Below are 21,328 nucleotides of genomic sequence, written 5' to 3'. Positions count from 1 at the left end.
CGGCTCAGGCTTCGGCTCAGGCTTCGGCTCAGGCTTCGGCTCAGGCTTCGGCTCAGGCTTCGGCTCAGGCTTCGGCTCAGGCTTCGGCTCAGGCTCGGGTGCGACCTTCGCCATCGCCTCCGCCGGGGGGCCCTGTGGCTGCGCATCCTCGGGCGATGCCTGTTCCACGGCGCCGCCCTTGCGGGGCCCGCCGTCACCGACCATCGCCAGTTCGAGGGTGACGGGGCCGCCGCCACCACCGCCGGCACCACCGCCACCGCCGCCGCCCACGGGCACACGCCACAGCCCCCAAAGGAGGAGGGCGTGCGCGGCCAGGGATACCCCCAGCCCGGCCAGCAGGAAACGTCTATTGCCGTGGATCATGTCGAGCGTAGCGTGATCAGCGTCACCCGCTTCACCCCGGCCGCGCGCAACCGGGCCAGCACCGGCATCAGCTCACGGCTGGCGACGGCGGCATCCGCGCGGATCACCACCCGAACGGGTGGCTCGGCACCCAGGCGCTCGTCGAGCCCGTCGAGGCTGACCCGCTCGCCACGCCAGGCGAGCTCGCCCGCCGGACCAACGAGCAGGTCGGTCTCGGAGTCGGCCGATGCCCCCGCCTCGGTGTCCGGGGGACGCACGGGGAATGTCTCCGGTGGGGTCATGGTACCCGCCACCATGAAGAATACGAGCAGCAGGAAGATGATATTGATCAGCGGCAGCAGGTCGTCGCCCCGCCGCCGCGGCGAGGGCCGCGGGAGCTGCATTCACCGCCCCCCGTCGTCGTCGAGGAGGCGCACACCCTCCACGCCGCGGGCACGCAGTCCTTCCAGAACGCTCACCAGCCGCTGCAACCGCGTCTCCGGGGCAGGATCGAGATAGACGGTGGCCGGCGCATCCGCCCCCCGGACCGCGCCCGCCAGAGCGTCCAGCCCCTCATAACGGCTGCCGTCGAGGGTCGCGCCGTCGGGCAATACCCGTACCACCGCGGTGCGCACCTCGCTCTCGCCCCCGCTGCCGCCGCCGCTGACGGTAACGTCCACGCGCCCCCAGTCGACGAGGCGCGAGACGAGCATGAAAAACACCAGCAGGATGAACACGACGTCGATGAGCGGTGTAAGGCTCGGCGCGTGCCGCCGCCGGCCCGGCGGCTCAATACGCATTGGCGGCCCTGTCGCCGGCCTCCGCCACGGCCGCCGGCGCCGCCGTGGCGGCACTGGGGCCCTGACCGGCCGGCGCGGCGGCATGGGTGAACACCCGGGTCACCGCGTCCTCCAGCCGCGTGCGGAAACGCTCCACCCGGGCATCCAGCCACGCGTGGGCGAACAATGCCGGAATGGCGACGATGAGGCCGGCGGCGGTGGTCAGGAGCGCCTGCCAGATGCCGCCGGAGAGCACCGACGGGTCCGGCTGGCTGCCGGCGGCGGAGAGCTGCTGGAAGGCGGCGATCATACCGAGGACCGTACCCAGCAGCCCCAGCAGCGGACTGAGCTGGGCGATCAGCTCCAGCGGTGCCAACCCGCTGCGCAGGCGCTGGATCAGCGCGACAGACTGCCGGACCACCTCCTCGCGCACCTGCTCATCGTTCACCGACGGATCCCGCGTGCCGCGCATCGCCACGGCCACCACCGGCGCCGCCGGCTCGGCGCTCGCGGCGACGGTCTCAAGCGCCTCACGCCGGGCCTGTCCGCGCCAGGCCGTGAGCGCCGCCTCCACCTCGCGGAACCGCCCCAGCCCGGTGCTCACGAACTGCAGCCATTTGCCCGCGATCAGGGCCAGCGCCACAACCGAAAGCACGCCCAGCACCCAGAGCACGGGCCCGCCGGCCTCCACGAGCGTGAACAGCCCCGGTGAGGCAGTTTGCGGCGACATGACGACCTCCGATCCAGCCGTGGCAAGAGAAGGGCTATAGAGTACGGATAATGGGAATCATTATCAAACTCAGCCGTGCATTGATCGCCACGACATGAGCCACGCGGAGGTGACGTGTCCGCACGTCACCTCCGCGCCTGCCGGGCGCGCGCTAGAAGCGGTAGGTGAGCGTCGCCCGGACGGTCCGCTCACGGCCGTAGTAGCAGTAGTTGAGGTCGTAGCAGGAGGCGATGTACTCCCGATCGAAGAGGTTCGACACGTTGAGCTGCGCACTCATGCCATCGATGCCGACGCGGGAGAAATCATAGCCGAGCATGGCGTCGACCACGGTGTAGTCCGGCACCTTCTCGGTGTTCTCCTCATCGGCATAGATGTCGGCGTTGTAGCGCACCCCGAGCCCGGTACGCACGCCGGCGAGCGTGCCATCGTGAAACGTGTAGTTCCCCCACAGCGAAACCTGGTGTTTCGGCACCTGGTTGGCCGTGTTGCCTTCGGTATCGTCCTCGGTCTCCTCGTAGGTGACGTCGGTATAAGTGTAGCCGCCCCGCACCGACAGGTTCTCGGTGAGGCGGCTGCGCATCTCGAGCTCCACGCCCTGGGAACGGATCTCGCCGACGGCACGGTAGAAGCTCTCGTTCGGGTCCTTGGTGGAGACGTTCTCCTGGGTGATATGGAACAGCGAGACGCTGTAACGGTCGCTGGTGCCCGGCGGCTGGTACTTCAGCCCGGTCTCCACCTGTTCACCCTCGGTGGGCTTGAGGAGATCGCCGTTCTCGTCAGTGGTGCTGTTCGGCGAGAACGAGGTGGAGTAGCTCAGGTAGGGAGCGACGCCGTTGTCGAAGAGGTAGAGTGCACCGGCACGGCCGCTGAACTGGGTGTCGTCCAGCTCGCTGCTGGTGTCGGTGTCCTTGTCGGTGTTCTCGATGTCGATCCAGTCGTGGCGGCCACCGACGACGAGACGCCAGTTACCGATCGCCATCTGGTCCTGGAGATAGAGACCGGTCTGGCTCAGCTCCCGATCGTGCCGGTCGGTGCGGTAGACCGAGACATCGCTGCCGTACTGGGGGTCGGTGGCGTCCAGGCTGTCGACGGTGCCATAGTCCCAGACCACGTCGTTATCGCGGTGCTGGTAGTCGACGCCGAGGAGCACGGTGTGTTCGACCGGACCGCTGGTCAGGTCCGCCTCCAGCTGGTTGTCCATCGTCCACGCAGACAGATCCTCGTCGCCGCCGGAATAGTAGCGGGTGAGATCGGTGTCCGAGGCCCAGCCGTAGGCGTAGACCTGGTCCATCTCGACGTCGGAGTTGAGATAGCGGGCCTTCTGGCGGAACCGCCAGCGATCATTGAACTGGTGCTCGAACTCGTAGCCGAGCATCCGCTCGGTACGCTCGTATTTCTCGTAATCCGGCTCCCCTTCGAAGAAGGTGTTGTCGAGGTGGATGCCGGCATGATCATCGACCGTCCCCTCGTAAGGCAGGCCGGAGTGGTACCCCCCTTCCGGGTCTTTCTGGAAATAGGCCAGAAGGGTGAGATCGGTGTCCGGGGAGACATCCCAGGTCAGCGACGGCGCGAAGGCATAGCGCTCCTGCTCGACGGGGCCGAACTGGGTATCCTCGGCGCTGCCGAGACCGGTCAGGCGATAGGCGACATTGCCGTCCTCACCCACGGGACCGGTGAGATCGAAGGCCGCGCTGCGCTGGTCGTTGTTACCGACACGGAAACGCACCTCGCCGCTGCGCCGGAACTCGGGCCGCTTGCTGCTCAGCGCCACGATCCCGCCGGGGGAAGAGCGCCCGTACAGCACCGCGGCGGGTCCCTTGACCACCTCGATATCCTGCAGGAAGTACGGGTCGATGGTCATCGAGCTGTAGGAACCGCTGTCCCCCATGACCTTGAGGCCGTCGAGGAACGTATTATTGATGCTGCCGTCGGCGAAGCCGCGCAGCACCAGATAATCGTAGCGGCCGGACGCACCGATCTGGTTGGTGAACACGCCGGGGGTATAGTTGGCGGCGCGCTGCACGCTGTCGGCGGCCTTCTCCTCGATGTCCTCGCGGGTGATCAGCGACACCGCCTGGGGCGTCTCGATGAACGGCGTCTCCGTCTTGGTCGCCGCCTCGCCGGTCACGGTAATGGGCAGAACCAGCTGGGTGTCATCGGCGCCCTGCTGAACGTCGTCCGTGCCCTGCTGGGCCGCCGCCGCCAGCGGCAGCAGCGATACGCCGAGTAGCCAGGCCGTTCCCCGCCGGGCCGATCGGGAGATCTGCATATCAACTCCTCGCTTGTCGTCCAAAGGCATTTAGCGCTAGTGAGAATTATTCCTTTTCACGCGCGGTCATGCCTTTGGGTCACGCCGCAAAGGCTATGCGGGATGGCAGACCTGCCCGATGCGGGCGTCACCGCACAGCGCTGGGCGTCAACCCGTAGCGCTGGCGGAAGGCCGTGGCGAAGTTCGTGGCATGACGGTAGCCGGCACGGTTGGCCGCCTGCTGGACGCTCAGTCCGTCGCGCAGCGCCCGGTGCGCCTGCTCCAGCCGGCGCTCGCGGAGGTAGTCGAACACCGAGCGCCCGTAGGCACGGCGGAACTTCGCGCGCAGGGTGCTGGGGCTCATGCAGGCCAGTCCCGCCAGCGCCTTGAGGGTGTGGGGCTCGCCCGGGTACTCGTCGAGGTACTCGCGCACGCGCTCGAGCAGCCGCCAGTCGCGGCCACGGGGGGCCGGCACCGGGCCCGGGAGGGCCTGCCCGCGCCCGGCGAGCCCCTGGGCGACGAGCTGCAGGGCGAGCCCCTCGGCCATCAGGGGCAGTGCCGGCGCGGCGGGCGCGCTGGCGATCCACTCCGCCAGCGACAGCCGCAGCCCGTAAGGCACCGACACCGGCCACAGCCCGCCGCCGCGGGACCGGAACAGCGGATCCACGCTGCCGGCGAGGCGTGGGTCATTCTCCAGGGAATCCCTGAGCAGGGTGAGGTTCACCGCCCGCACCCGCTGGTCTGCCGGGTGACGCGCCCGCAGCGACTGGTTGCGGTCATAGGCGAGGAGCAGCCCGTCACCGGCGGTGAGGGTGTGCCGGCTCGCGCCGAGCGCCAGTTCGGCGCGGCCCTCCAGGAGCACGATGATCGACACGTGCGCCGGCGCCTCCGGGCGGGCGTGGGCTTCATAGGTACGGCGCACGAACAGATCGGAGCCCACCATCTGCAGCCCCCGCCAGGGCTGGCGCTCGGCCACGCGGCCCTCCGCCACTGTCTGGTCCGGCGGCACGTGCCCCTCGCCGGAGACCCGGTGACTCAGGTTGTAACGGTGCTCATAGGCAGTCAGGTCGGCGACGGTCAGGCGCTGTCCCGGAGCGGGTTGCTCGGCCGCCACGGCAGCAGTGACGGTATCGGCCATAAGGGTTCCCCCCGGCTGGGTCGTCAGGGCGTGCGCAGATATCCCTCTGGGCACTTCATTTTATGAATGATAATGCTTTTCATTCCATACCTCCACCCGGGTGCCGCTCACTCCCCGGGCGGCGGCGCCGCCAGCCGGGGACAGTTGCCGCACAGCCCGTACTCCGGGAGCAGGTCGCGGATGCAGCACATGCGCCGCTGCCGCCAGGAGCGGCGCCCACCCTCGCCGTCCGGCACATCAAGGTAGCGCACGGGCTGATGAAGGGGATTACGGGTTCCGTCCGGCCGGCGGGACGCGGCAAGCAGCGCATACGCGTCGTCGACGCCGCCCGGCGACAACCCGGCCTCCGCCAGGCGCCCGATGACGAATTCCAGGTAGTTGCCCGCGTTGCTCCAGAGCACCCGCGCCGAGAGGCGCTCGTGGCGGGCAAGGGCTGTGACGACAGGGCTCAGGTGATCGTCGAGCAGGTGAGCGAAGCGCTCGAACGGGCCGTCCGGAGTGGCCTCGAACAGCCCACCGGGGCCCGGCAGGTGGAACGCCTGCACATCGCCCCCGGTGCCGACGGCGACGCCGACGGGCTCCGGCGGCACCGGCACCCGCCAGCCCTGGACCGCCGCCGTGGCCACCGGCAGGATCAGCCGCGCGAAGTAGAACTTGCTCCACTGCGAGACCACGGCCCGGCGGGCCGACGGCACGAATCCCGGATGCATCCGTTCCAGGTACGGCTCCAGGCCGCCCGCCTCCAGCAGTGCCGGCACGGGGACGGTCACGTCCGAATCCGGTGCCTCCGCGGCCACGAGCCACTCGCCGTAGGCCGCGAACTCACCGGGAAACAGGGGCTCGAGAGCGGGGATCACGGCGGTCGCTCGATCAGTAGTGGCGTTCGGGAGAATCAGTCTATCGCCTTCCTGCGCAATTGATAACCATTCCCGTTATGGCTATCATCGACACGGTTCCCACTGGGCAAGCGGACAGCAGGCGGACGCGGACGTGTTTGAGGTCAAAGGGGCGAGTTTCGAGGTCGAGGGCCGGCGCATTCTCCAGCCCACCGACCTCTCGCTGGAAGCGGGTCTTGTCCACGGGCTGATCGGGCACAACGGCTCCGGGAAGTCGACCCTGGTCAAGCTTCTCGCGGGGCAGCATTCCCCCTCCGGCGGCATGGTCCGCTTTCAGGGCCGTGAGCTATCGCGCTGGGGCGGGCGCGCCTTCGCACGCGAGGTGGCCTACCTCCCCCAGCGCCTGCCGGACACCGAGAGCCTGACCGGCCGCGAGCTGGTGGCCCTGGGACGCTATCCGTGGCACGGCCTGCTGCGCCGCCTCGGCGACGAGGACCGCCACCACATCGACCGGGCGATGGCACTGACCCAGACCGAGCCGTTCGCGGAGCGCATGGTGGACACCCTCTCCGGCGGCGAACGCCAGCGCGTATGGCTGGCCATGCTGCTCGCCCAGGGCAGCCGGTTCCTGATCCTCGACGAGCCCCTCACCGCGCTGGACATCGCCCACCAGGTGGAGATGCTGGCGCTGATCCGGCGGCTCAGCCACGAGCTCGGGCTCGGCGTGGTCATCGTGCTGCACGACATCAACATGGCCGCACACTACTGCGACCAGCTCATCGCGCTGCGCCAGGGCCGGCTCCTGGCCGAGGGGACCCCGGACGCCATGATGGAGGAGGCCACCCTCCGGGACATCTACGGCATCCCCATGGAGGTCGTGCCGCACCCGGAGAACGGCCTGCCGGTCGCGCTTGTGCACTACACCCGGCCGGAGGACGCCGGCCGGACCTCCGCCCAGGAGCCGCAGACGGACCGGTGCGCCGCCGGCGGCTAGTCTTTCGCCACGGTCGCGCCCGTCTCCTCCGGCGAAACGCCGCTCGCGGGCAGATCCTCCGCCTGCGTCTCCAGCATCCCCTCGCGCAGGATGAAGCTGATCACCCCGGTGAGCCCCTCCTCGCGGGCGAGGCTGGTGAAGCAGAACGGCCGCTCGCCGCGCATCGCGCGGGCGTCACGCTCCATGACCGACAGCGAGGCGCCGACGTGGGGCGCCAGGTCGGTCTTGTTGATCACCAGCAGGTCCGAGCCGGTGATCCCGGGGCCGCCCTTGCGCGGGATCTTGTCGCCGGCGCTGACGTCGATGACGTAGAGGGTAAGGTCCGAGAGCTCGGGGCTGAAGGTCGCGGACAGGTTGTCGCCGCCGGACTCGATGAGCACGGCGTCCAGCCCGGGGAACCGGGCCTGGAGGTCCGCCACGGCGGTGAGGTTCATGGAGGCGTCCTCGCGGATCGCGGTATGCGGGCAGCCGCCGGTCTCCACGCCGACGATGCGGCCCTCGGGCAGGGCGTGATGGTGGCTGAGGAACTCCGCGTCCTCGCGGGTATAGATGTCGTTGGTGACCACCGCGAGGGAGAAGCGCTCCCGCAACGCGCGACACAGCGCCAGGGTGAGGGCGGTCTTGCCCGAGCCCACCGGGCCGCCGATACCGATGCGAAGGGGGTCGGTGCGGGTCATCGTGATTCTCCGTGGTTCAGCTGCGGAACAGTCGGGTGTACTGGGTCTCGTGGCGGCTGCTGGCGATGGCCACACCCGGGGCCGAGCCGCCGAGGGCCTCGTCCGCGAGCCCCAGCGCGGCCCGGGTCCACTCCGGCGCCCGGGCGCCGAGCTCGAAGAGCACCCGCTGGCCCGCGGACTGGCCGAGGGGGATGAGCTTCACCCCGGCGGCGACCTGGTTCTCCAGCCAGGCCCAGAGATAGCCCGCCGCGGCATCCTCGACACCGATGTCCCAGCGGCTGGCGGCGAGGGCGAACAGCGTCGCCCAGCTGGTGCGCCCCGGGGCGTCCCAGTCGCCGGCGTCGTTCTCGCCGAGGCTGACCAGCAGCCGCGCCAGCGCCCGGCCCATGTGCTCGTCCTCGGCGCGCAGCTCCGCGGTCTCGCGGGCGGCACGCAGCCAGTCGGTCCAGTAGCCCAGCGCCTCAGCGTCGCCCGCCGTCCAGGCGCGCATCAGCCGCGCCAGCGCCGGCAGGTCCACCGGCACGAGCAGCGCCTGCGCCTGCCCGGCGAGCCAGTCCCCGAGACCCGGACCGTCGCGCACCGCACCGTCCGCCACCGCCGTCTCCAGCCCGGCCGAGTAGGCGTACGCCCCCACCGGCAGGGTCGGGCTGATGAGCTGCCACAGCCGAAGGGTGGCCGGATCAGGCATGGTCGTGGTGGTGATGGCCGTGACCATGCCCGTGGCCGTAGGCCCCCGCCTCGGGCTCGAAGGGGGCGGACTCGTGGTGCACCGCCAGGCCGAGACCGGCGGCCATGGCATCGAGGACGTGGTCTCGGCGGTAACGCAGCCAGCACTCGCCGACCTGCAGTGGCACATGCCGGTTACCCAGATGGTAGGCGCCCCGCGCCAGGGTCGTGGGGTCTCCGGCGGTCACCGTGGACACCGGCTCGGCGGCGGCGGCGACCCGGACCACCGGGGCGCCGTCGCCGCCGAGCCGGTCGCCGTCGCGCAGCAGGGAGCCCCGCGGCAGGTGCACGCCGGCGTCCCGGCCGTCGTCCAGGGTGGCGCGGAAGCGGCTCTTCTGCCGGGTCTCAAAGGGCAGGGTCAGCACCGCGTCCGCGGACCGCACGTCATCGTATCGTTCCGTGAGCTCGATCACGCTCGTCGTCTCCGTATGGTCGCCGCCCGCGCTCAGAACAGGTAGTAGCGCTGGGCGAGGGGCAGCTCCTCGAGGGGCTCGCAGGTCAGGCGCTCGCCGTCGGCACGGACCTGGTAGGTCTGCGGATCGACCTCGATGCTCGGCTGCCAGTCGTTGAGCTTCATGTCCGCCTTGGTCACCGTACGACAGCCGGCGACGGCCACCGTACGCTTGGCGAGGCCGAGGCGGTCGGCGACGCCGGCCCTCGCCGCCGCCGCGGAGACGAAGGTCACCGCGGTCTCGGCGAGCGCGCCGCCGTAGGCGCCGAACATGGGCCGGTAGTGCACCGGCTGAGGCGTGGGGATGGAGGCGTTGGGGTCGCCCATCGGGGCGGCGGCGATCATCCCGCCCTTGACGATGACCCCCGGCTTGGCGCCGAAGAACGCCGGCTTCCAGAGCACCAGGTCGGCGAGCTTGCCGACGGCCACCGACCCCACCTCGTGGGCGATGCCGTGGGTGATCGCCGGGTTGATGGTGTACTTGGCCACGTAGCGGCGGGCGCGGAAGTTGTCGTTGCGCTCGCTGTCCTCGGGCAGGGCACCGAACTGGCGCTTCATCTTGTGCGCGGTCTGCCACGTGCGCGAGATCACCTCGCCGACCCGGCCCATGGCCTGGGAGTCGGAGGCGATCATCGAGAACGCCCCGCGGTCGTGGAAGATGTCCTCCGCGGCGATGGTCTCGCGGCGGATCCGCGACTCGGCGAAGGCCACGTCCTCCGGAATCGCCGGGTCCAGGTGGTGGCAGACCATGAGCATGTCCAGGTGCTCGTCGATGGTGTTCACCGTGTACGGCCGCGTCGGGTTGGTGCTCGACGGCAGCACGTTGGCCTCGCCGGCCGCCTTGATGATGTCCGGTGCGTGGCCGCCGCCCGCCCCCTCGGTGTGATAGGTGTGGATGGTCCGGCCCTTGAACGCGGCGATGGTGTCCTCGACGAAGCCGGACTCGTTGAGGGTGTCCGTGTGGATCGCCACCTGCACGTCGTAGGCATCGGCCACGGTGAGGCAGTTGTCGATGGCCGCCGGCGTGGTGCCCCAGTCCTCGTGGAGCTTGAGCCCCATGGCGCCGGCGCTGATCTGCTCGCGCAGCGGCTCCGGCAGGCTGGCGTTGCCCTTGCCCAGGAAGCCCAGATTCATGGGGAACGCGTCCGCGGCCTGGAGCATGCGCGAGAGGTTCCACGCCCCGGGGGTGCAGGTGGTGGCATTGGTGCCGGTGGCGGGCCCGGTGCCACCGCCGAGCATGGTGGTGACCCCGGACATCAGCGCCTCCTCCACCAGCTGCGGGCAGACGAAGTGGATGTGCGCGTCGATGCCGCCGGCGGTGACGATGCTGCCCTCGGCGGCGATCACCTCGGTGCCTGGGCCGACGACGATGTCCACGCCGGGCTGGGTGTCCGGATTGCCGGCCTTGCCGATCCCGGCGATGCGGCCGTCGCGGATGCCGATGTCCGCCTTGACCACGCCCCAGTGATCGAGGATCAGGGCGTTGGTGATCACCAGATCGACGACCTCGGCACCGCTGCGCTGGCTCTGACCCATGCCGTCGCGGATGACCTTGCCGCCGCCGAACTTGACCTCGTCGCCGTAGACGGTGTGGTCGCCCTCGACCTCGATGACCAGGTCGGTGTCGCCGAGGCGCACCCGGTCGCCGGTGGTGGGCCCGTACATCTGGGCGTAGGCGTCACGTTCTATGCGCGTCATTTCACCGTCCCCATGACCTCGCCGCGGAACCCCACCACGCGGCGCTCGCCGGCGTAGGCCACCAGGGTGACCGTGCGCGACTGCCCGGGCTCGAAGCGCACCGCGGTGCCCGCGGGGATGTCGAGCCGGAAGCCGAGCGCCTGGTCCCGGTCGAAGGACAGCGCCGGGTTGGTCTCGTGGAAGTGATAGTGCGAGCCGACCTGTACGGGCCGGTCGCCAGTGTTGGCCACGCTCAGGGTACGCCGCTCGCGGCCCTCGTTGAGTTCGATCCCGCCTTCGGCGGGGATGATCTCGCCTGGAATCATTGCCGGTCTCCTCTCCCGCGCGGGCTCAGCTGATCGGGTCGTGGACGGTCACCAGCTTGGTGCCGTCGGGAAATGTCGCCTCCACCTGCACCTCGCGCAGCATCTCGGGGATGCCGTCCATCACCTGGTCGCGGGTGAGCAGCCGCGTGCCCTCGCTCATCAGCTCGGCGACGCTGCGCCCGTCGCGGGCGCCCTCGACGATGGCGTTGGCGATATAGGCCATCGACTCCGGGTAATTCAGGCGCACGCCCCGGGCGAGCCGCCGTTCCGCCACCATCGCGGCGGTGGCGAGCATCAGCTTGTCCTTCTCACGGGGTGTCAGTTCCACGTCTCAGGTCCTCCAGATCCGGGGTTCACAGGCCGGGCGGTCCAGCAACCGGGGGCGCAGCGTCGCCCAGGCCGAGCGCAGCAGGGCGAAGGCCGCCTCCGCGCCGTCGCCGGCCCAGCGCAGCACCAGCACGTCGTCGAGCCGGGTCACGCCCGCGACGGCGTCGGCGGGCAGCAGCTCGCGCACCGCGGTCACTGCGGCGTCGTCGGCGCCGGTGGCGAGCAGGATGGCGGTGGCCTCGGCACCCCCGAGCCCCCAGGGCGCGGAGAGCAGACCGCTGCCGGCGGCCAGGTCGTTGCGTTCGTGCAGCAGCGGCCGGCCATCCCGGTGGATGCGCAGCCGGGCGTCGAAGCGGCCGCTGACGAAGGGCAGCGCCCCCGCCGGCCGGCCCAGGCAGGTCACCTCCCAGCCGATGAAGCGGGCATCGCCGGCGAGCTCCACCGCCAGCGTCGCCTCCGCCTGGGCGCCGTCGAAGACGATCTGCTCCAGCGGCAGCCATTCCAGGGTGCCGCCGTCGGCGACCCGCAGGGTCTGGCGCTGGCAGGCCACCGGCCCGCCACTGCGATAGAACTTGTTCGCCCCCGGTGTCGTGATCAGGGCATGGGCGTCACCGGCCACGTCCACCGTGGTGTTGAGCCGGTCCCCGCCGACTACCCCGCCCGGCGGGTGCAGGATGTAGCTGTGGCACACGCCGGGCTCCGGGTAGAATGCCTTCTGAACCCGCAGCGGCCCGAAGTGGCGCCGATGCACCGGGATGGTTCGCGAACCATCCCGGCCGAAACCCAGCTCCAGCCCGGCGCGCCATCCCGGTGCACTGGCCGGCGCCGCGCTCACGCCAGCAGGCCCACCAGGGCCACGGCGCCGAAGGCGGCGGTCGCGCCGCCCGCCAGCCGCAGGCCGATGCCGGCCGCCGGCAGGCGCTGCGCAGCGATGCCGGCGAGCACGCCAAGGGCGTGCAGGACCGCGGTCGCCAGGACCATGCCGGCGCCGAAGGCGAGCCAGGCGGTGCCGCCGCCGGCCTCCGCCCCGTGGGCATGGCCGTGGGCCACGGCGAACAGCGCGGTGATCACGGCGGCCACCCCCAGCGGCAGGCGCCGCCCGGCGGCCAGGCAGACACCGAAGAACACCAGCGAGCCGGCGATGCCCCACTCGGCCAGCGCGGCAGCCCCGTAGCCCGCGCCGAGCGCAGCCCCGCCGGCCATGCCGGCGACGAAAGTCGCGGGCAGCAGCCAGCGGGCCCGGCCACCCAGGGTCAGCGCCCACGCGCCTACGGCGATCATGGCGAGCAGGTGGTCAGCCCCCAGCCACGGGTGCGCGAGGCCGGCGGTGAATCCGGCCGCACCGTGGCCCGGATGGGCCAGCGCGGTCACGGGCAGGGCGAGCAGCGCCACGAGCCCCGGCAGCAGGGAACGGTAAGTCATGGTTGGTGCATCCTTGTGGAATGGCTTCACTGCGGGAGAAGCACAAGCCGTGCCACCGCCCCACCCTCCACGAATCGTCCCCAGCCCGTTTCCAACGCGCCACAATGGTGCATTCCGCGCACTCGAACAGGGCAGCGCGGGCGGCGCATCGGGGAGGGGTTCCGGGTTAGGATGTGCGCGTCCCCTTCGCCACCGGGAGGACGCCCCGGCGTGCCCATGCTCGACGAGGTCCTGATCCTGCTCACTGCCTCGGTGGTGGCCGTGACCGCCTTCCGCCGTCTGCGCCTGCCCCCGGTGCTGGGTTACCTCGCGGTGGGGGTGGCACTCGGGCCGTCGGCGACCGGACTGGTCGGCGACGTCGAGGAGGTCCGCCCGCTGGCGGAGTTCGGGGTCGTCTTCCTGCTGTTCACCATCGGTCTGGAATTCTCCCTGCCGCAGCTGCGCGCGATGCGCTGGACGGTGTTCGGCCTGGGCGGCGCCCAGGTGGCGCTGTGCACCGGGGTGCTGGGACTCACGGCCTGGGCGCTGGGCGCCGGCGGCGGTGCCGCGACGGTGATCGGCGGGGCGCTGGCGTTGTCGTCCACCGCCATCATCATCAAGCAGCTCACCGAGCAGGTGGAGATCCACAGTCGGCATGGCCGCCGGGCGGTGGGCGTGCTGCTGTTCCAGGACCTCGCGGTGGTGCCACTGCTCATCCTGATCCCGCTGCTCGGGCGCGAGACCGGCGACGGCATCGCCCTGGCCATGGGCGCGGCGTTCGTACGCGGCGCACTGGTGTTCGCCATCCTCCTGGCGATCGGCCACTGGGCCCTGCGCCCGCTGTTCCACGAGGTCGCGCAGGCACGCTCCAACGAGCTGTTCACGCTCACGGTACTGCTGGTGGCCCTGCTCGCGGCCTGGACGAGCCACCTCGCCGGTCTGTCGCTGGCACTGGGCGGTTTTCTCGCCGGGATCATGCTCGGCGAGACCGAGTACCGCCACCAGATCGAGGCGGACATTCGCCCGTTCCGGGACGTCCTGCTGGGGCTGTTCTTCGTCACCGTGGGCATGCTGCTGGACCTGTCGGTCGTCGCCGATCACTGGCTCGGCGTGCTCGCCGTGGTAGCCGGGTTCATGGCCCTGAAACTCGGCGTGATCTACGGCCTCGCCCGGCTCGGCCGCAACGACCCGCGGGTGGCGATGCGCACCGCCGTGATCCTCGCCGGCGGCGGCGAATTCGGCTTCGCCCTGCTCTCCCTCGGCCTCTCGCAGGCGGTGCTCGACCCGGTGGCGGGCCAGATCACCCTCGCCGCCGTGGTGCTCAGCATGGCGGTGGTGCCGGTGATGGTGCGCCACAACGAGCACATCGCCCACGGCCTCGTGGATACCGGCGAGTCCTCTCACGGCTCGGTCACCGAGCGCCAGGTGGCCGCCCACGCGGCCGCGCTGACGGACCACGTGATCATTGCCGGCTACGGGCGCACCGGGCAGAACGTGGCGCGCTTCCTGGAGGAGGAAGGCATCCCCTATCTCGCCCTGGACCTCGACCCGGCCCGCGTGCGCGAGGCCCAGGCCGCCGGCGAGCGGGTGCAATTCGGCGACTCCGCGCGCCAGGAGATCCTCGCCGCAGCGGGGCTCGAGCGCGCACGCATGGTGGTGCTGACCTACAACGATCCCACCGCCACGCTCAACGTCCTCGAGCACGTGCGCGGACGCCATCCGCAACTGCCAGTGGTGGTGCGCACCCGCGACGACGTCTGGCTGGAGCGTTTCCACCGGGCGGGTGCCACCGCCATCGTCCCCGAGGTGCTGGAGGCGAGCCTGATGCTCGCCACCCACGCACTGACCCTGCTCGACATCCCGCTGACCCGGATCTTCCGCTACGTGCGCGACGTCCGCGCCAACCGCTACCAGATGCTGCGCGGCTACTTCCACGGCGAGGAGCGGGTCGACCTCGAGAAGGCGGACCGCTTCCGCGAGCAGCTCCATGCGGTGACCTTGCCGGAACGGGCGTACGGCGTGGGCAAGCGCCTGGAGGACCTGCGCCTGGAGGAGATCGGCGTTAACGTGACGGCGGTACGCCGTGGCGGCATCCGCGGCCCGCAGCCCGAGCCGGATACCCGGCTGCGCGGCGGCGACGTGCTGGTCCTCTATGCCACCCCAGAGAACCTGGAGCAGGCGGAGCGGATGCTCCTCGGTGGTTTGAAGTAGGATGACTGTACGATGGACCTGATCAGTAGCCTGCTGAAGAGCTTCCACCTCAGCACTACCGTGTTCGAGCGCTCCCGCTTTTGCGGACACTGGCGTGTGGATCACCCCGGCGGGGAGCAGGCCAGCTTCCACTTGATCGCCTCCGGGCGGTGCTGGCTGGACCGGCTCGACGGCTCACCGCCCCTGGGGCTCGAAGAGGGCGACCTACTGATACTGCCCCGGGATGCGCCCCACCACCTCAGTGACGTGGCCGCGCCGAAGCGTACGGCCGGTGAGCCCCGGCGCGCCGATCTCGCTGACACCGAGGCCGGTGGCACGGGCATCGTTTGCGGTTACTTCGTCTTCGACGAGGGCACCTCGAACCCGATACTCGACGCCCTGCCGGAGTATGTGCTCATACGCGCCGCCGAGCTCGGGCGGTCGCACTCGCTAAGGGGTATCGTGGCGCTGCTCGTCGAGGAGGCCGCCTCGAGGCGCCCCGGCAGCGAGGCCATGATCGACCGCCTGTCCGACGCGCTTTTCATACAGGTCGTGCGCCATCACCTTGAGCGCCACCCTGGGGACTCCACGCTCGGCGCCGCGCTCGCGGACCAGGCCGTACACCGGGCGCTTCAGTGCCTGCACGACGCCCCGGAACGGGACTGGGATCTGCCCACGCTCGCGAACGCCGCCGCGGTCTCGCGCTCGACCCTGGTCGCGCGTTTCCGGGCGAGCGTCGGCGTATCACCGATGCGCTACCTCAAGCAGTGGCGCCTGCGCCTGGCGCACAGACTGCTGCGCCAGGGCCATTCCGTGAGCGAGGCGTGCCGCCACTGCGGGTACGTCACGGAAGCGGGGTTCAGCAAGGCGTTCAAGCGCCATTTCGGGATCAGCCCCGGCGCCGTGCGCGGACGCGGCGGCCCCGCAGGGCAGACGCCATAACCCCGGGAGGCCCGGCCATCCACATCCGCCTCCCGCCCCGCCGGTAATCAGGCGCAGGTACCGACGGCCGAGGCAAACCTCGACGCCCGCTCGGTCGCCCCCTGCTCGAGGACCTGCGCGACAGGGCGCGACCGCGCCTTGAACCCCCGCGAACGCCGGCATACGTAGCCACACGAATAGGGCCGTCCCGGCCGAGGGCTTACGGTATCCGAATGGACAGTCCCTGGAGACAGCAACCATGCGAACCCGCCGGATCGCCGTCATCGCGGCCCTCATCACCACCTTCCTGGCGCTGGATCTGCACCAGTATCTGCGCCTGGACTACCTCCAATCCCAGCGCCAGGCCTTCGAGGCCGTTTACGCCTCCCACCCGGTGGTCACCCTGGCGGTGTTTTTCGTCGTCTACATCGCCGTGACCGCGCTCTCACTGCCCGGCGCGGCGGTGATGACCATCGCGGCGGGAGCACTGTTCGGGCTGGCCACGGGCACGCTGGTGGTCTCCTTCGCATCCAGCATCGGCGCGACGCTCGCCTTCCTGGTGGCCAGGGCGCTGCTCCGGGAGACGGTGCAGCGGCGCTTCGGCCCGAGCCTGAGGCGCATCAATGAGGGCGTCGAACGCGACGGGGCCTTCTACCTGTTCGGCCTGCGGCTGGTGCCGGTCTTCCCGTTCTTCGTCATCAACCTGGTAATGGGACTGACCCCGATGCGCTCGCGGACATTCTACGGCGTCAGTCAGCTGGGCATGCTCCCCGCCACCGTCGTCTACGTGAATGCGGGCACCCAACTGGGACAGGTGCAGTCGCTGGGCGGCCTGCTCTCGCCGTCCGTTCTCGCCTCATTCACGATGCTCGGCCTATTCCCCCTGGCCGCGCGCTGGGCGGTAAAGGCACTCCAGGCGCGCAAGGCCCTGCGCGGGTGGGCGCGCCCGCAGGCCTTCGACCGGGATCTGGTGGTCATCGGCGCCGGATCCGGCGGCCTGGTGAGCGCCTATATCGGCGCGACCGTGAACGCGCGCGTGAGCCTTGCGGAAAAGGGCGCGATGGGCGGTGACTGCCTCAACACCGGCTGCGTGCCCTCCAAGGCACTGCTGCGCTCGGCGCGTTTCATCGCCGAGGCACGTCGATCGGCGGATTTCGGAATCCGGCGAGCCGAGCTGGATTTCGACTTCGCCGAGGTCATGGAGCGGGTGCAGTCGGTGATCCGCGACGTCGCGCCCCACGACTCCCGGGAACGCTACGAGGGGCTCGGGGTAGACGTGATCCACGGCGAGGCGAAGATCACCTCCCCGTACACCGTCGACGTTGCAAACCACACGCTGACGACTCGGAACATCATCCTCGCCACCGGGGCACGACCGATGGTACCGCCGCTGGAGGGGCTCGCCGCCGGCGATTACGTGACCTCCGACAGCATCTGGGCACTGCGTGAGCTGCCCGCCCGCCTCGTGGTCCTCGGCGGCGGCCCGATAGGGTCAGAATTGGCCCAGGCGTTCGCCCGCCTCGGCAGCCAAGTCACCCAGATCGAACGTGGCGAACAGCTCCTGCCCCGCGAGGACACGGAAGTCGCCGAACAGGTGATGGCACGTTTCGCCGACGAGGGCATCGACATCCGTCTAAGAACCAATGCGGTGCGGGTCGTAGACCACGACGCTGGCGGGCGTGCGTTGATCGTCGAGCACCAGGGCGGCGAGGAGGCGATCGGATTCGACCAGCTATTGATCGCGGTGGGCCGGCGCCCCAACGTGGAGGGCCTCGGTCTGGAAGAGCTCGGCATTGAGACCAATGCGAACGGCACGATCAAGGTAAACGACTTTCTCCAGACCCGCTACCCGAACATCTACGCCGTGGGGGATGTCGCGGGTCCGTACCAGTTCACCCATGCCGCGGCCCATCAGGCGTGGCATGCCGCGGTGAATGCCCTCTTCGGCAGCTTCCGGCGCTTTCGCGCCGACTACTCGGCATTGCCCTGGACAACGTTTACCGAGCCCGAGGTCGCGCGGGTCGGTATCAACGAACGCGATGCCGTGGCCCAGGGCATCGACTACGAGGTGACCACCTACGACATCTCCGGGCTGGATCGGGCCATCGCCGACGGTGAGGCGAGCGGCCTGGTCAAGGTGCTCACCGCCCCCGGGCGGGATCGGGTGCTCGGCGCGAGCATCGTCGGCGCGCACGCTGGCGAGCTGATCGGCGAGTATGTGACCGCGATGCGCCACGGTTTGGGGATGAACAAGATCCTCTCCACGATTCACGTTTATCCAACCCTCGCCGAGGCCAACCGTTTCGCGGCGGGCGAATGGAAGCGCGCGCATGCGCCGCAACGGCTCCTCGCCTGGTTGGGGCACTATCATGCCTGGAGACGTGGCCGGGCGGCCGAATCCAGAACCGTCTCCGAGCCGGGGCGATGACGGGCCACCCCGGCGGGTAGCAGGGGGCGTTCGCAGCAACGCTCCGCGATCGCGAGAGCACGCCGGGCCATCCCGGCATGGGGACACAACGGTGACGCGGCGACGCGACAATCTTCCGGACCAACGCCCCGGATTCGAGCAGGGGGCCACTGTGTCGATGCCACGCGTCCGCGTATTCGAGGCGCGTGGCGGGCCGCTGCGACGACAAGGCGCGTTCAGGCAACCTCTGCCGGCTCATCGGCCGTTCACGGGGTATCTTATTCGGGGAATACGGACACGACCGATGGAAGAGAGACCCGCGTGCGCTCGAGAGGCCAGCGAGCGCGTCGACTTCACGAGACAGCCGGGCTAGTCCTTCGCCGGCAGCCAGCGAATGGTGCCGTAGTACGCCGAGGTCGACGCCCCCGTGTTGTCGCAATCGGTCATGATCGCGACCGCTTCCACTTGGCCAATGTCACGCCCGTGATAGCGCTGGAAGTCCTCGCGGACGTTCCGCCGTTCCGTGACCCATCCCTCCTCGTCGGGCGGCCCGGACTGAACGGCGAGCATGTGCGCCTGGCCGGCGAACGGGTTGGGCCAGTCCGTGCCGGTCGGGACCGATCGGGTCCAGACGTAATTCACGGCCCGTGTGCGCCAGCGCAGGATGGTGTGCTCATCGACGATGTAGAGACGCGCCGCGAAGTCGTCACCGCTGCGGCTGCGCTCGTCGGCCTGTGCCGGCAGGCGCCCCGCTCGCCAGCGCCATTCCAGTATCGGTGTGCGCCGGAGATCGATGGCTCCGCGATAGACCAGCCCTGAGGCACTGGCGCCGTCGCATACCGCATGAACGGCCGTATCGCCGGCGATACGCCCCAAACCGTACGCCGTGTGCCCGGTAAAGGCGTGCACGGACCAATCCAGGATATCGGCGGGTGTGAACACCCGCCCTGCTCCCGACCAGGCCGAAGGGGATACGCCGATCGTCAACACAACGGTCAGCAGATTCACTCGCCACCCGTTCACGCGTCCCCCTCGTGTACTTGGCCATGCCGCCGACCCGGAGCGCCTATAACCGTGGCGCTGCCTCGGCCGCGATCTCGCCGATGACGTGCACGTCCGCTCGCGGTGCCAGATCCGCGGCACCGCCCTTGGCACCCGTCGGCACCGCCACCGCCGTGCTGTCGAGACGGAACTCCCCGGCGCAACCGGGGCAGTAGAGATGGTCCCCCGGACCCTGCTCCCGCCGTCTCACCAGCGTGGGACCGCACACCGGACACTCCTGTAGGGGTATACCTTCATCGCTGTGCCCGGCAACGTGCTGGATATCCGCCGCCGGCAGTCCACAGAAGGCGTTGGCACAGTTCGCGTCGAACTGGCGACCGCGTTCCCGGCGGATGATCTCGAGGGCCTGCTCGGGTGGCATACCGGCGCGGTAGGGCCGATGGCTGGTCATCGCGTCAAAGGCGTCACATACACCCACCACGCGGGCCTCCCAGGGGATCTCCGCGCCTTCGAACCCACGTGGATAGCCTCCGCCATCAATGCGTTCATGGTGGGCCCCGACGGCACCCTCAACCATCGCCGCTAGGGGATGCCCCTGGAGCAGGCGAACCCCGACCGTTGGATGCGTGCGGATTACGGCGAACTCTTCGTCCGTGAGCGCACCGGGTTTGCGCAGCACCGCATCGGGTACGCTGATCTTGCCGAGGTCGTGGAGAAAGCCACCCAGGCTTACTCGAGCGGTTTGCGCTGGCGTGGCCCCAAGCGCCTCGGCGAGCAGGCGCGCATAGCGCGAGACGCGCCACAGGTGACCCCCGGTATACGGGTCCCTCGCCTCGACCATCTGGGCCATTATCATCAGGCTGACCAGGTGCGACTCCGTGTCGCTACCCCCCGGCGCTTCGCCGCCAAACGCCTGCAACAGGGACCTCAGGGCCATGCCACCTCCCACCCAATCGGCTCATCATGCCTCGAGACAACCATGATCTCGGACGTGCTCGAATCATCGTGTTCTCTGGATTGTCCAGCATGCCGGCGCCGCGTGGTATCGAGGATACTACGAATAGCGGGTGATTCAGCGCCCGCGGTCGCCCTGCGCGTTTCGGCGACACCGTGAACACCAACTCCGGGACGGCGTACCCACCGCCCCGACAGTTGCCACGACATAGGGCACAACGAACGTCAAGATGGCCTTGCCCGGCTCGAGCGAGGACGGCGCACGCAGCACGTCGGGCTGGTTGATAAGGACCAGCAATGGGCCAACGACGAGTGCCACGGTGAACGCGCGACGCGGCACGCCGCCGCTCATCGCCGTCCGTACATAGCAGACAGGACACATAAGGCCTACCCGTGGTCGAAGCCTGGTCGAAGCGATACCGCCGTCAGGGGCCGGGGACGAACCGGCGTGCCCGGCCCCGGCCGATGCCGTCAGCCCGTCTTGCCCTCCCATTTGAAGGGCTCCAGCTCCGCGTTCACGGGCGTACCGGCGATGTGGTTGGTGTAGTTGCTCAACACCTTCATGGACACGCCAAGGACCACCTCGAGGGCCTGCCCGCGCTCGAACCCGGCCTCGATGAGCTCCTCCACGGCTGCGTCATCGACCCAGCCACGCTGGCGAACCACGGCGAGGGTGAAGGCATGCAGCGCCTGCAATCGCCGATCCGGCAGTGGTTCGCCGGCGCGCAACGCCTCGAGTACGGCATCGTCCATGCCTGCCTTCCGGGCACGGCCGGAGTGGGCCGCGACGCAGAAGCGGCAGTCATGCTCGACGCTCGTGGTCAGCAATACCACTTCGCGCTCAACCGGGGACAGCGAGGTCCGGTCAAAGATATCGGATAGCGCCATGTATCCCTCGAGGACCGCAGGCGCCTCCGCCATCTTGGCAAAGATGTTGGGGATGAAACCCATGGCCTTGCGCGCGCCCTCGAGCTTCGGCTTAGCGGCCGCCGGGGCGGAATCTATGTCGTGAAGCGGGAAGTCGGTCATCGCGATACCTCCAGTCCGTCTCGTGTGTGGTTTTGATACCCTTCTAACGTAATGGTGACCCGATCCCGGCGGAATGCTCGATTCGCCGTTTTTCATGTCCGATCGGCCGGGACTGGGAGTCATGCCCCCGGCCACCTCGGCGACGGCCCAGCCGGACCGAACGCCCCCATCCA

The 21,328-nt window shown here is 69.7% G+C and carries 21 protein-coding genes and 1 pseudogene; 4 read left to right on the top strand and 18 right to left on the bottom strand.

The window, feature by feature from the left end; genetic code table 11:
* The 7 genes and pseudogenes from C516_RS21430 to fhuF form a co-directional block, all read right to left on the bottom strand.
* Window positions 1–363 (bottom strand): annotated as a pseudogene (locus C516_RS21430) (energy transducer TonB); the annotation flags it as partial.
* Window positions 360–746: an ExbD/TolR family protein gene (locus C516_RS0114655; RefSeq protein ID WP_018719165.1), complete on the bottom strand. Its 387-nt coding sequence runs from the start codon at window positions 744–746 to the stop codon at window positions 360–362. The gene C516_RS0114655 and the pseudogene C516_RS21430, both read right to left, overlap by 4 nt.
* Window positions 747–1,142, bottom strand: coding sequence for an ExbD/TolR family protein (locus C516_RS19695; RefSeq protein WP_018719164.1), 396 nt, complete (start codon window positions 1,140–1,142; stop codon window positions 747–749).
* A complete protein-coding gene (locus C516_RS19690; RefSeq protein WP_018719163.1) occupies window positions 1,132–1,851 on the bottom strand; it encodes a MotA/TolQ/ExbB proton channel family protein in 720 nt (239 codons plus the stop codon). Before C516_RS19690 ends, C516_RS19695 begins: the two co-directional genes overlap by 11 nt.
* Before the next feature lie 151 nt (window positions 1,852–2,002).
* Window positions 2,003–4,120, bottom strand: coding sequence for a TonB-dependent siderophore receptor (locus C516_RS0114640; protein WP_018719162.1), 2,118 nt, complete (start codon window positions 4,118–4,120; stop codon window positions 2,003–2,005).
* 127 nt (window positions 4,121–4,247) lie between these two features.
* Window positions 4,248–5,237, bottom strand: a complete 990-nt coding sequence (locus tag C516_RS0114635) for an AraC family transcriptional regulator (RefSeq protein WP_018719161.1) — start codon at window positions 5,235–5,237, stop codon at window positions 4,248–4,250.
* A gap of 107 nt (window positions 5,238–5,344) precedes the next feature.
* Window positions 5,345–6,094, bottom strand: coding sequence for a siderophore-iron reductase FhuF (gene fhuF, locus C516_RS0114630; RefSeq protein ID WP_018719160.1), 750 nt, complete (start codon window positions 6,092–6,094; stop codon window positions 5,345–5,347).
* A gap of 133 nt (window positions 6,095–6,227) precedes the next feature.
* On the opposite strand from fhuF, the gene C516_RS0114625 reads away from it, so the two are divergent.
* Window positions 6,228–7,067: an ATP-binding cassette domain-containing protein gene (locus tag C516_RS0114625; protein WP_018719159.1), complete on the top strand. Its 840-nt coding sequence runs from the start codon at window positions 6,228–6,230 to the stop codon at window positions 7,065–7,067.
* On the opposite strand, the gene ureG is transcribed toward C516_RS0114625, so the two are convergent.
* The 8 genes from ureG to C516_RS0114585 are packed head-to-tail and all read right to left on the bottom strand — an operon-like array spanning window position 7,064 to window position 12,673.
* Window positions 7,064–7,744, bottom strand: a complete 681-nt coding sequence (ureG, locus tag C516_RS19685) for an urease accessory protein UreG (protein WP_018719158.1) — start codon at window positions 7,742–7,744, stop codon at window positions 7,064–7,066. The two genes, C516_RS0114625 and ureG, sit on opposite strands and share 4 nt — an antisense overlap.
* Before the next feature lie 16 nt (window positions 7,745–7,760).
* Entirely contained in the window at window positions 7,761–8,459 is a 699-nt protein-coding gene (locus C516_RS0114615; protein ID WP_018719157.1) for an urease accessory protein UreF, read from the bottom strand.
* Window positions 8,425–8,883, bottom strand: coding sequence for an urease accessory protein UreE (gene ureE, locus C516_RS0114610; RefSeq protein WP_018719156.1), 459 nt, complete (start codon window positions 8,881–8,883; stop codon window positions 8,425–8,427). The genes C516_RS0114615 and ureE overlap by 35 nt, the downstream gene beginning before the upstream one ends.
* Before the next feature lie 32 nt (window positions 8,884–8,915).
* The gene (gene ureC, locus C516_RS0114605; protein ID WP_018719155.1) at window positions 8,916–10,619 is read right to left on the bottom strand and encodes an urease subunit alpha; all 1,704 of its coding nucleotides are present in this window, start codon (window positions 10,617–10,619) and stop codon (window positions 8,916–8,918) included.
* On the bottom strand, window positions 10,616–10,924 hold the full coding sequence (locus C516_RS0114600) for an urease subunit beta (protein WP_018719154.1): 309 nt from the start codon (window positions 10,922–10,924) through the stop codon (window positions 10,616–10,618). The genes ureC and C516_RS0114600 overlap by 4 nt, the downstream gene beginning before the upstream one ends.
* Window positions 10,925–10,949: 25 nt before the next feature.
* Complete coding sequence (locus C516_RS0114595) at window positions 10,950–11,252, bottom strand: urease subunit gamma (RefSeq protein WP_018719153.1); 303 nt, start codon at window positions 11,250–11,252, stop codon at window positions 10,950–10,952.
* Between the two features lie 3 nt (window positions 11,253–11,255).
* Complete coding sequence (locus C516_RS0114590) at window positions 11,256–12,086, bottom strand: urease accessory protein UreD (protein WP_018719152.1); 831 nt, start codon at window positions 12,084–12,086, stop codon at window positions 11,256–11,258.
* Window positions 12,083–12,673 (bottom strand): HupE/UreJ family protein, encoded by a 591-nt coding sequence (locus tag C516_RS0114585; protein WP_018719151.1) that lies wholly within the window; start codon window positions 12,671–12,673, stop codon window positions 12,083–12,085. The genes C516_RS0114590 and C516_RS0114585 overlap by 4 nt, the downstream gene beginning before the upstream one ends.
* Before the next feature lie 216 nt (window positions 12,674–12,889).
* Here C516_RS0114585 and C516_RS0114580 point away from each other — a divergent pair, with 216 nt between their 5' ends.
* The 3 genes from C516_RS0114580 (at window position 12,890) to C516_RS0114570 (ending at window position 18,191) form a co-directional block, all read left to right on the top strand.
* Complete coding sequence (locus tag C516_RS0114580) at window positions 12,890–14,863, top strand: monovalent cation:proton antiporter family protein (protein WP_018719150.1); 1,974 nt, start codon at window positions 12,890–12,892, stop codon at window positions 14,861–14,863.
* A 12-nt stretch (window positions 14,864–14,875) separates the two neighbouring features.
* Entirely contained in the window at window positions 14,876–15,784 is a 909-nt protein-coding gene (locus C516_RS0114575) for an AraC family transcriptional regulator (protein WP_018719149.1), read from the top strand.
* 238 nt (window positions 15,785–16,022) lie between these two features.
* Complete coding sequence (locus C516_RS0114570; RefSeq protein WP_018719148.1) at window positions 16,023–18,191, top strand: FAD-dependent oxidoreductase; 2,169 nt, start codon at window positions 16,023–16,025, stop codon at window positions 18,189–18,191.
* Between the two features lie 348 nt (window positions 18,192–18,539).
* Here C516_RS0114570 and C516_RS0114565 read toward each other — a convergent pair whose 3' ends face one another.
* From C516_RS0114565 to C516_RS0114555, 3 genes are all read right to left on the bottom strand, one after another.
* Window positions 18,540–19,178, bottom strand: a complete 639-nt coding sequence (locus tag C516_RS0114565; protein ID WP_245558787.1) for a DUF3047 domain-containing protein — start codon at window positions 19,176–19,178, stop codon at window positions 18,540–18,542.
* A gap of 58 nt (window positions 19,179–19,236) precedes the next feature.
* Window positions 19,237–20,109 carry an HD-GYP domain-containing protein gene (locus C516_RS0114560; RefSeq protein ID WP_018719146.1) on the bottom strand — a complete coding sequence of 291 codons (873 nt, stop codon included), beginning with the start codon at window positions 20,107–20,109 and terminating at the stop codon, window positions 19,237–19,239.
* 488 nt (window positions 20,110–20,597) lie between these two features.
* Window positions 20,598–21,155, bottom strand: coding sequence for a carboxymuconolactone decarboxylase family protein (locus C516_RS0114555; protein ID WP_018719145.1), 558 nt, complete (start codon window positions 21,153–21,155; stop codon window positions 20,598–20,600).
* Between the last annotated feature and the right edge of the window lie 173 nt (window positions 21,156–21,328).

This window comes from Arhodomonas aquaeolei DSM 8974 (assembly GCF_000374645.1).
Classification (GTDB): domain Bacteria; phylum Pseudomonadota; class Gammaproteobacteria; order Nitrococcales; family Nitrococcaceae; genus Arhodomonas; species Arhodomonas aquaeolei.
The sequence above is the reverse complement of the archived record's forward strand: the minus strand, read 5'-3'. Positions and strand labels throughout refer to the sequence as shown.

Excerpts from the sequence above, each read along its gene's own strand:
- ureC (WP_018719155.1), bottom strand. The coding sequence starts at position 10,619 with ATGACGCGCATAGAACGTGACGCCTACGCCCAGATGTACGGGCCCACC.
- C516_RS0114635 (WP_018719161.1), bottom strand. The coding sequence starts at position 5,237 with ATGGCCGATACCGTCACTGCTGCCGTGGCGGCCGAGCAACCCGCTCCG.
- C516_RS0114580 (WP_018719150.1), top strand. The coding sequence starts at position 12,890 with ATGCTCGACGAGGTCCTGATCCTGCTCACTGCCTCGGTGGTGGCCGTG.
- C516_RS0114570 (WP_018719148.1), top strand. The coding sequence starts at position 16,023 with ATGCGAACCCGCCGGATCGCCGTCATCGCGGCCCTCATCACCACCTTC.
- C516_RS0114560 (WP_018719146.1), bottom strand. The coding sequence starts at position 20,109 with ATGGCCCTGAGGTCCCTGTTGCAGGCGTTTGGCGGCGAAGCGCCGGGG.
- C516_RS0114655 (WP_018719165.1), bottom strand. The coding sequence starts at position 746 with ATGCAGCTCCCGCGGCCCTCGCCGCGGCGGCGGGGCGACGACCTGCTG.
- C516_RS0114585 (WP_018719151.1), bottom strand. The coding sequence starts at position 12,673 with ATGACTTACCGTTCCCTGCTGCCGGGGCTCGTGGCGCTGCTCGCCCTG.
- C516_RS0114600 (WP_018719154.1), bottom strand. The coding sequence starts at position 10,924 with ATGATTCCAGGCGAGATCATCCCCGCCGAAGGCGGGATCGAACTCAAC.
- C516_RS0114575 (WP_018719149.1), top strand. The coding sequence starts at position 14,876 with ATGGACCTGATCAGTAGCCTGCTGAAGAGCTTCCACCTCAGCACTACC.
- C516_RS0114640 (WP_018719162.1), bottom strand. The coding sequence starts at position 4,120 with ATGCAGATCTCCCGATCGGCCCGGCGGGGAACGGCCTGGCTACTCGGC.
- C516_RS19690 (WP_018719163.1), bottom strand. The coding sequence starts at position 1,851 with ATGTCGCCGCAAACTGCCTCACCGGGGCTGTTCACGCTCGTGGAGGCC.
- C516_RS0114615 (WP_018719157.1), bottom strand. The coding sequence starts at position 8,459 with ATGGTCACGGCCATCACCACCACGACCATGCCTGATCCGGCCACCCTT.
- C516_RS19695 (WP_018719164.1), bottom strand. The coding sequence starts at position 1,142 with ATGCGTATTGAGCCGCCGGGCCGGCGGCGGCACGCGCCGAGCCTTACA.
- C516_RS0114555 (WP_018719145.1), bottom strand. The coding sequence starts at position 21,155 with ATGACCGACTTCCCGCTTCACGACATAGATTCCGCCCCGGCGGCCGCT.
- ureG (WP_018719158.1), bottom strand. The coding sequence starts at position 7,744 with ATGACCCGCACCGACCCCCTTCGCATCGGTATCGGCGGCCCGGTGGGC.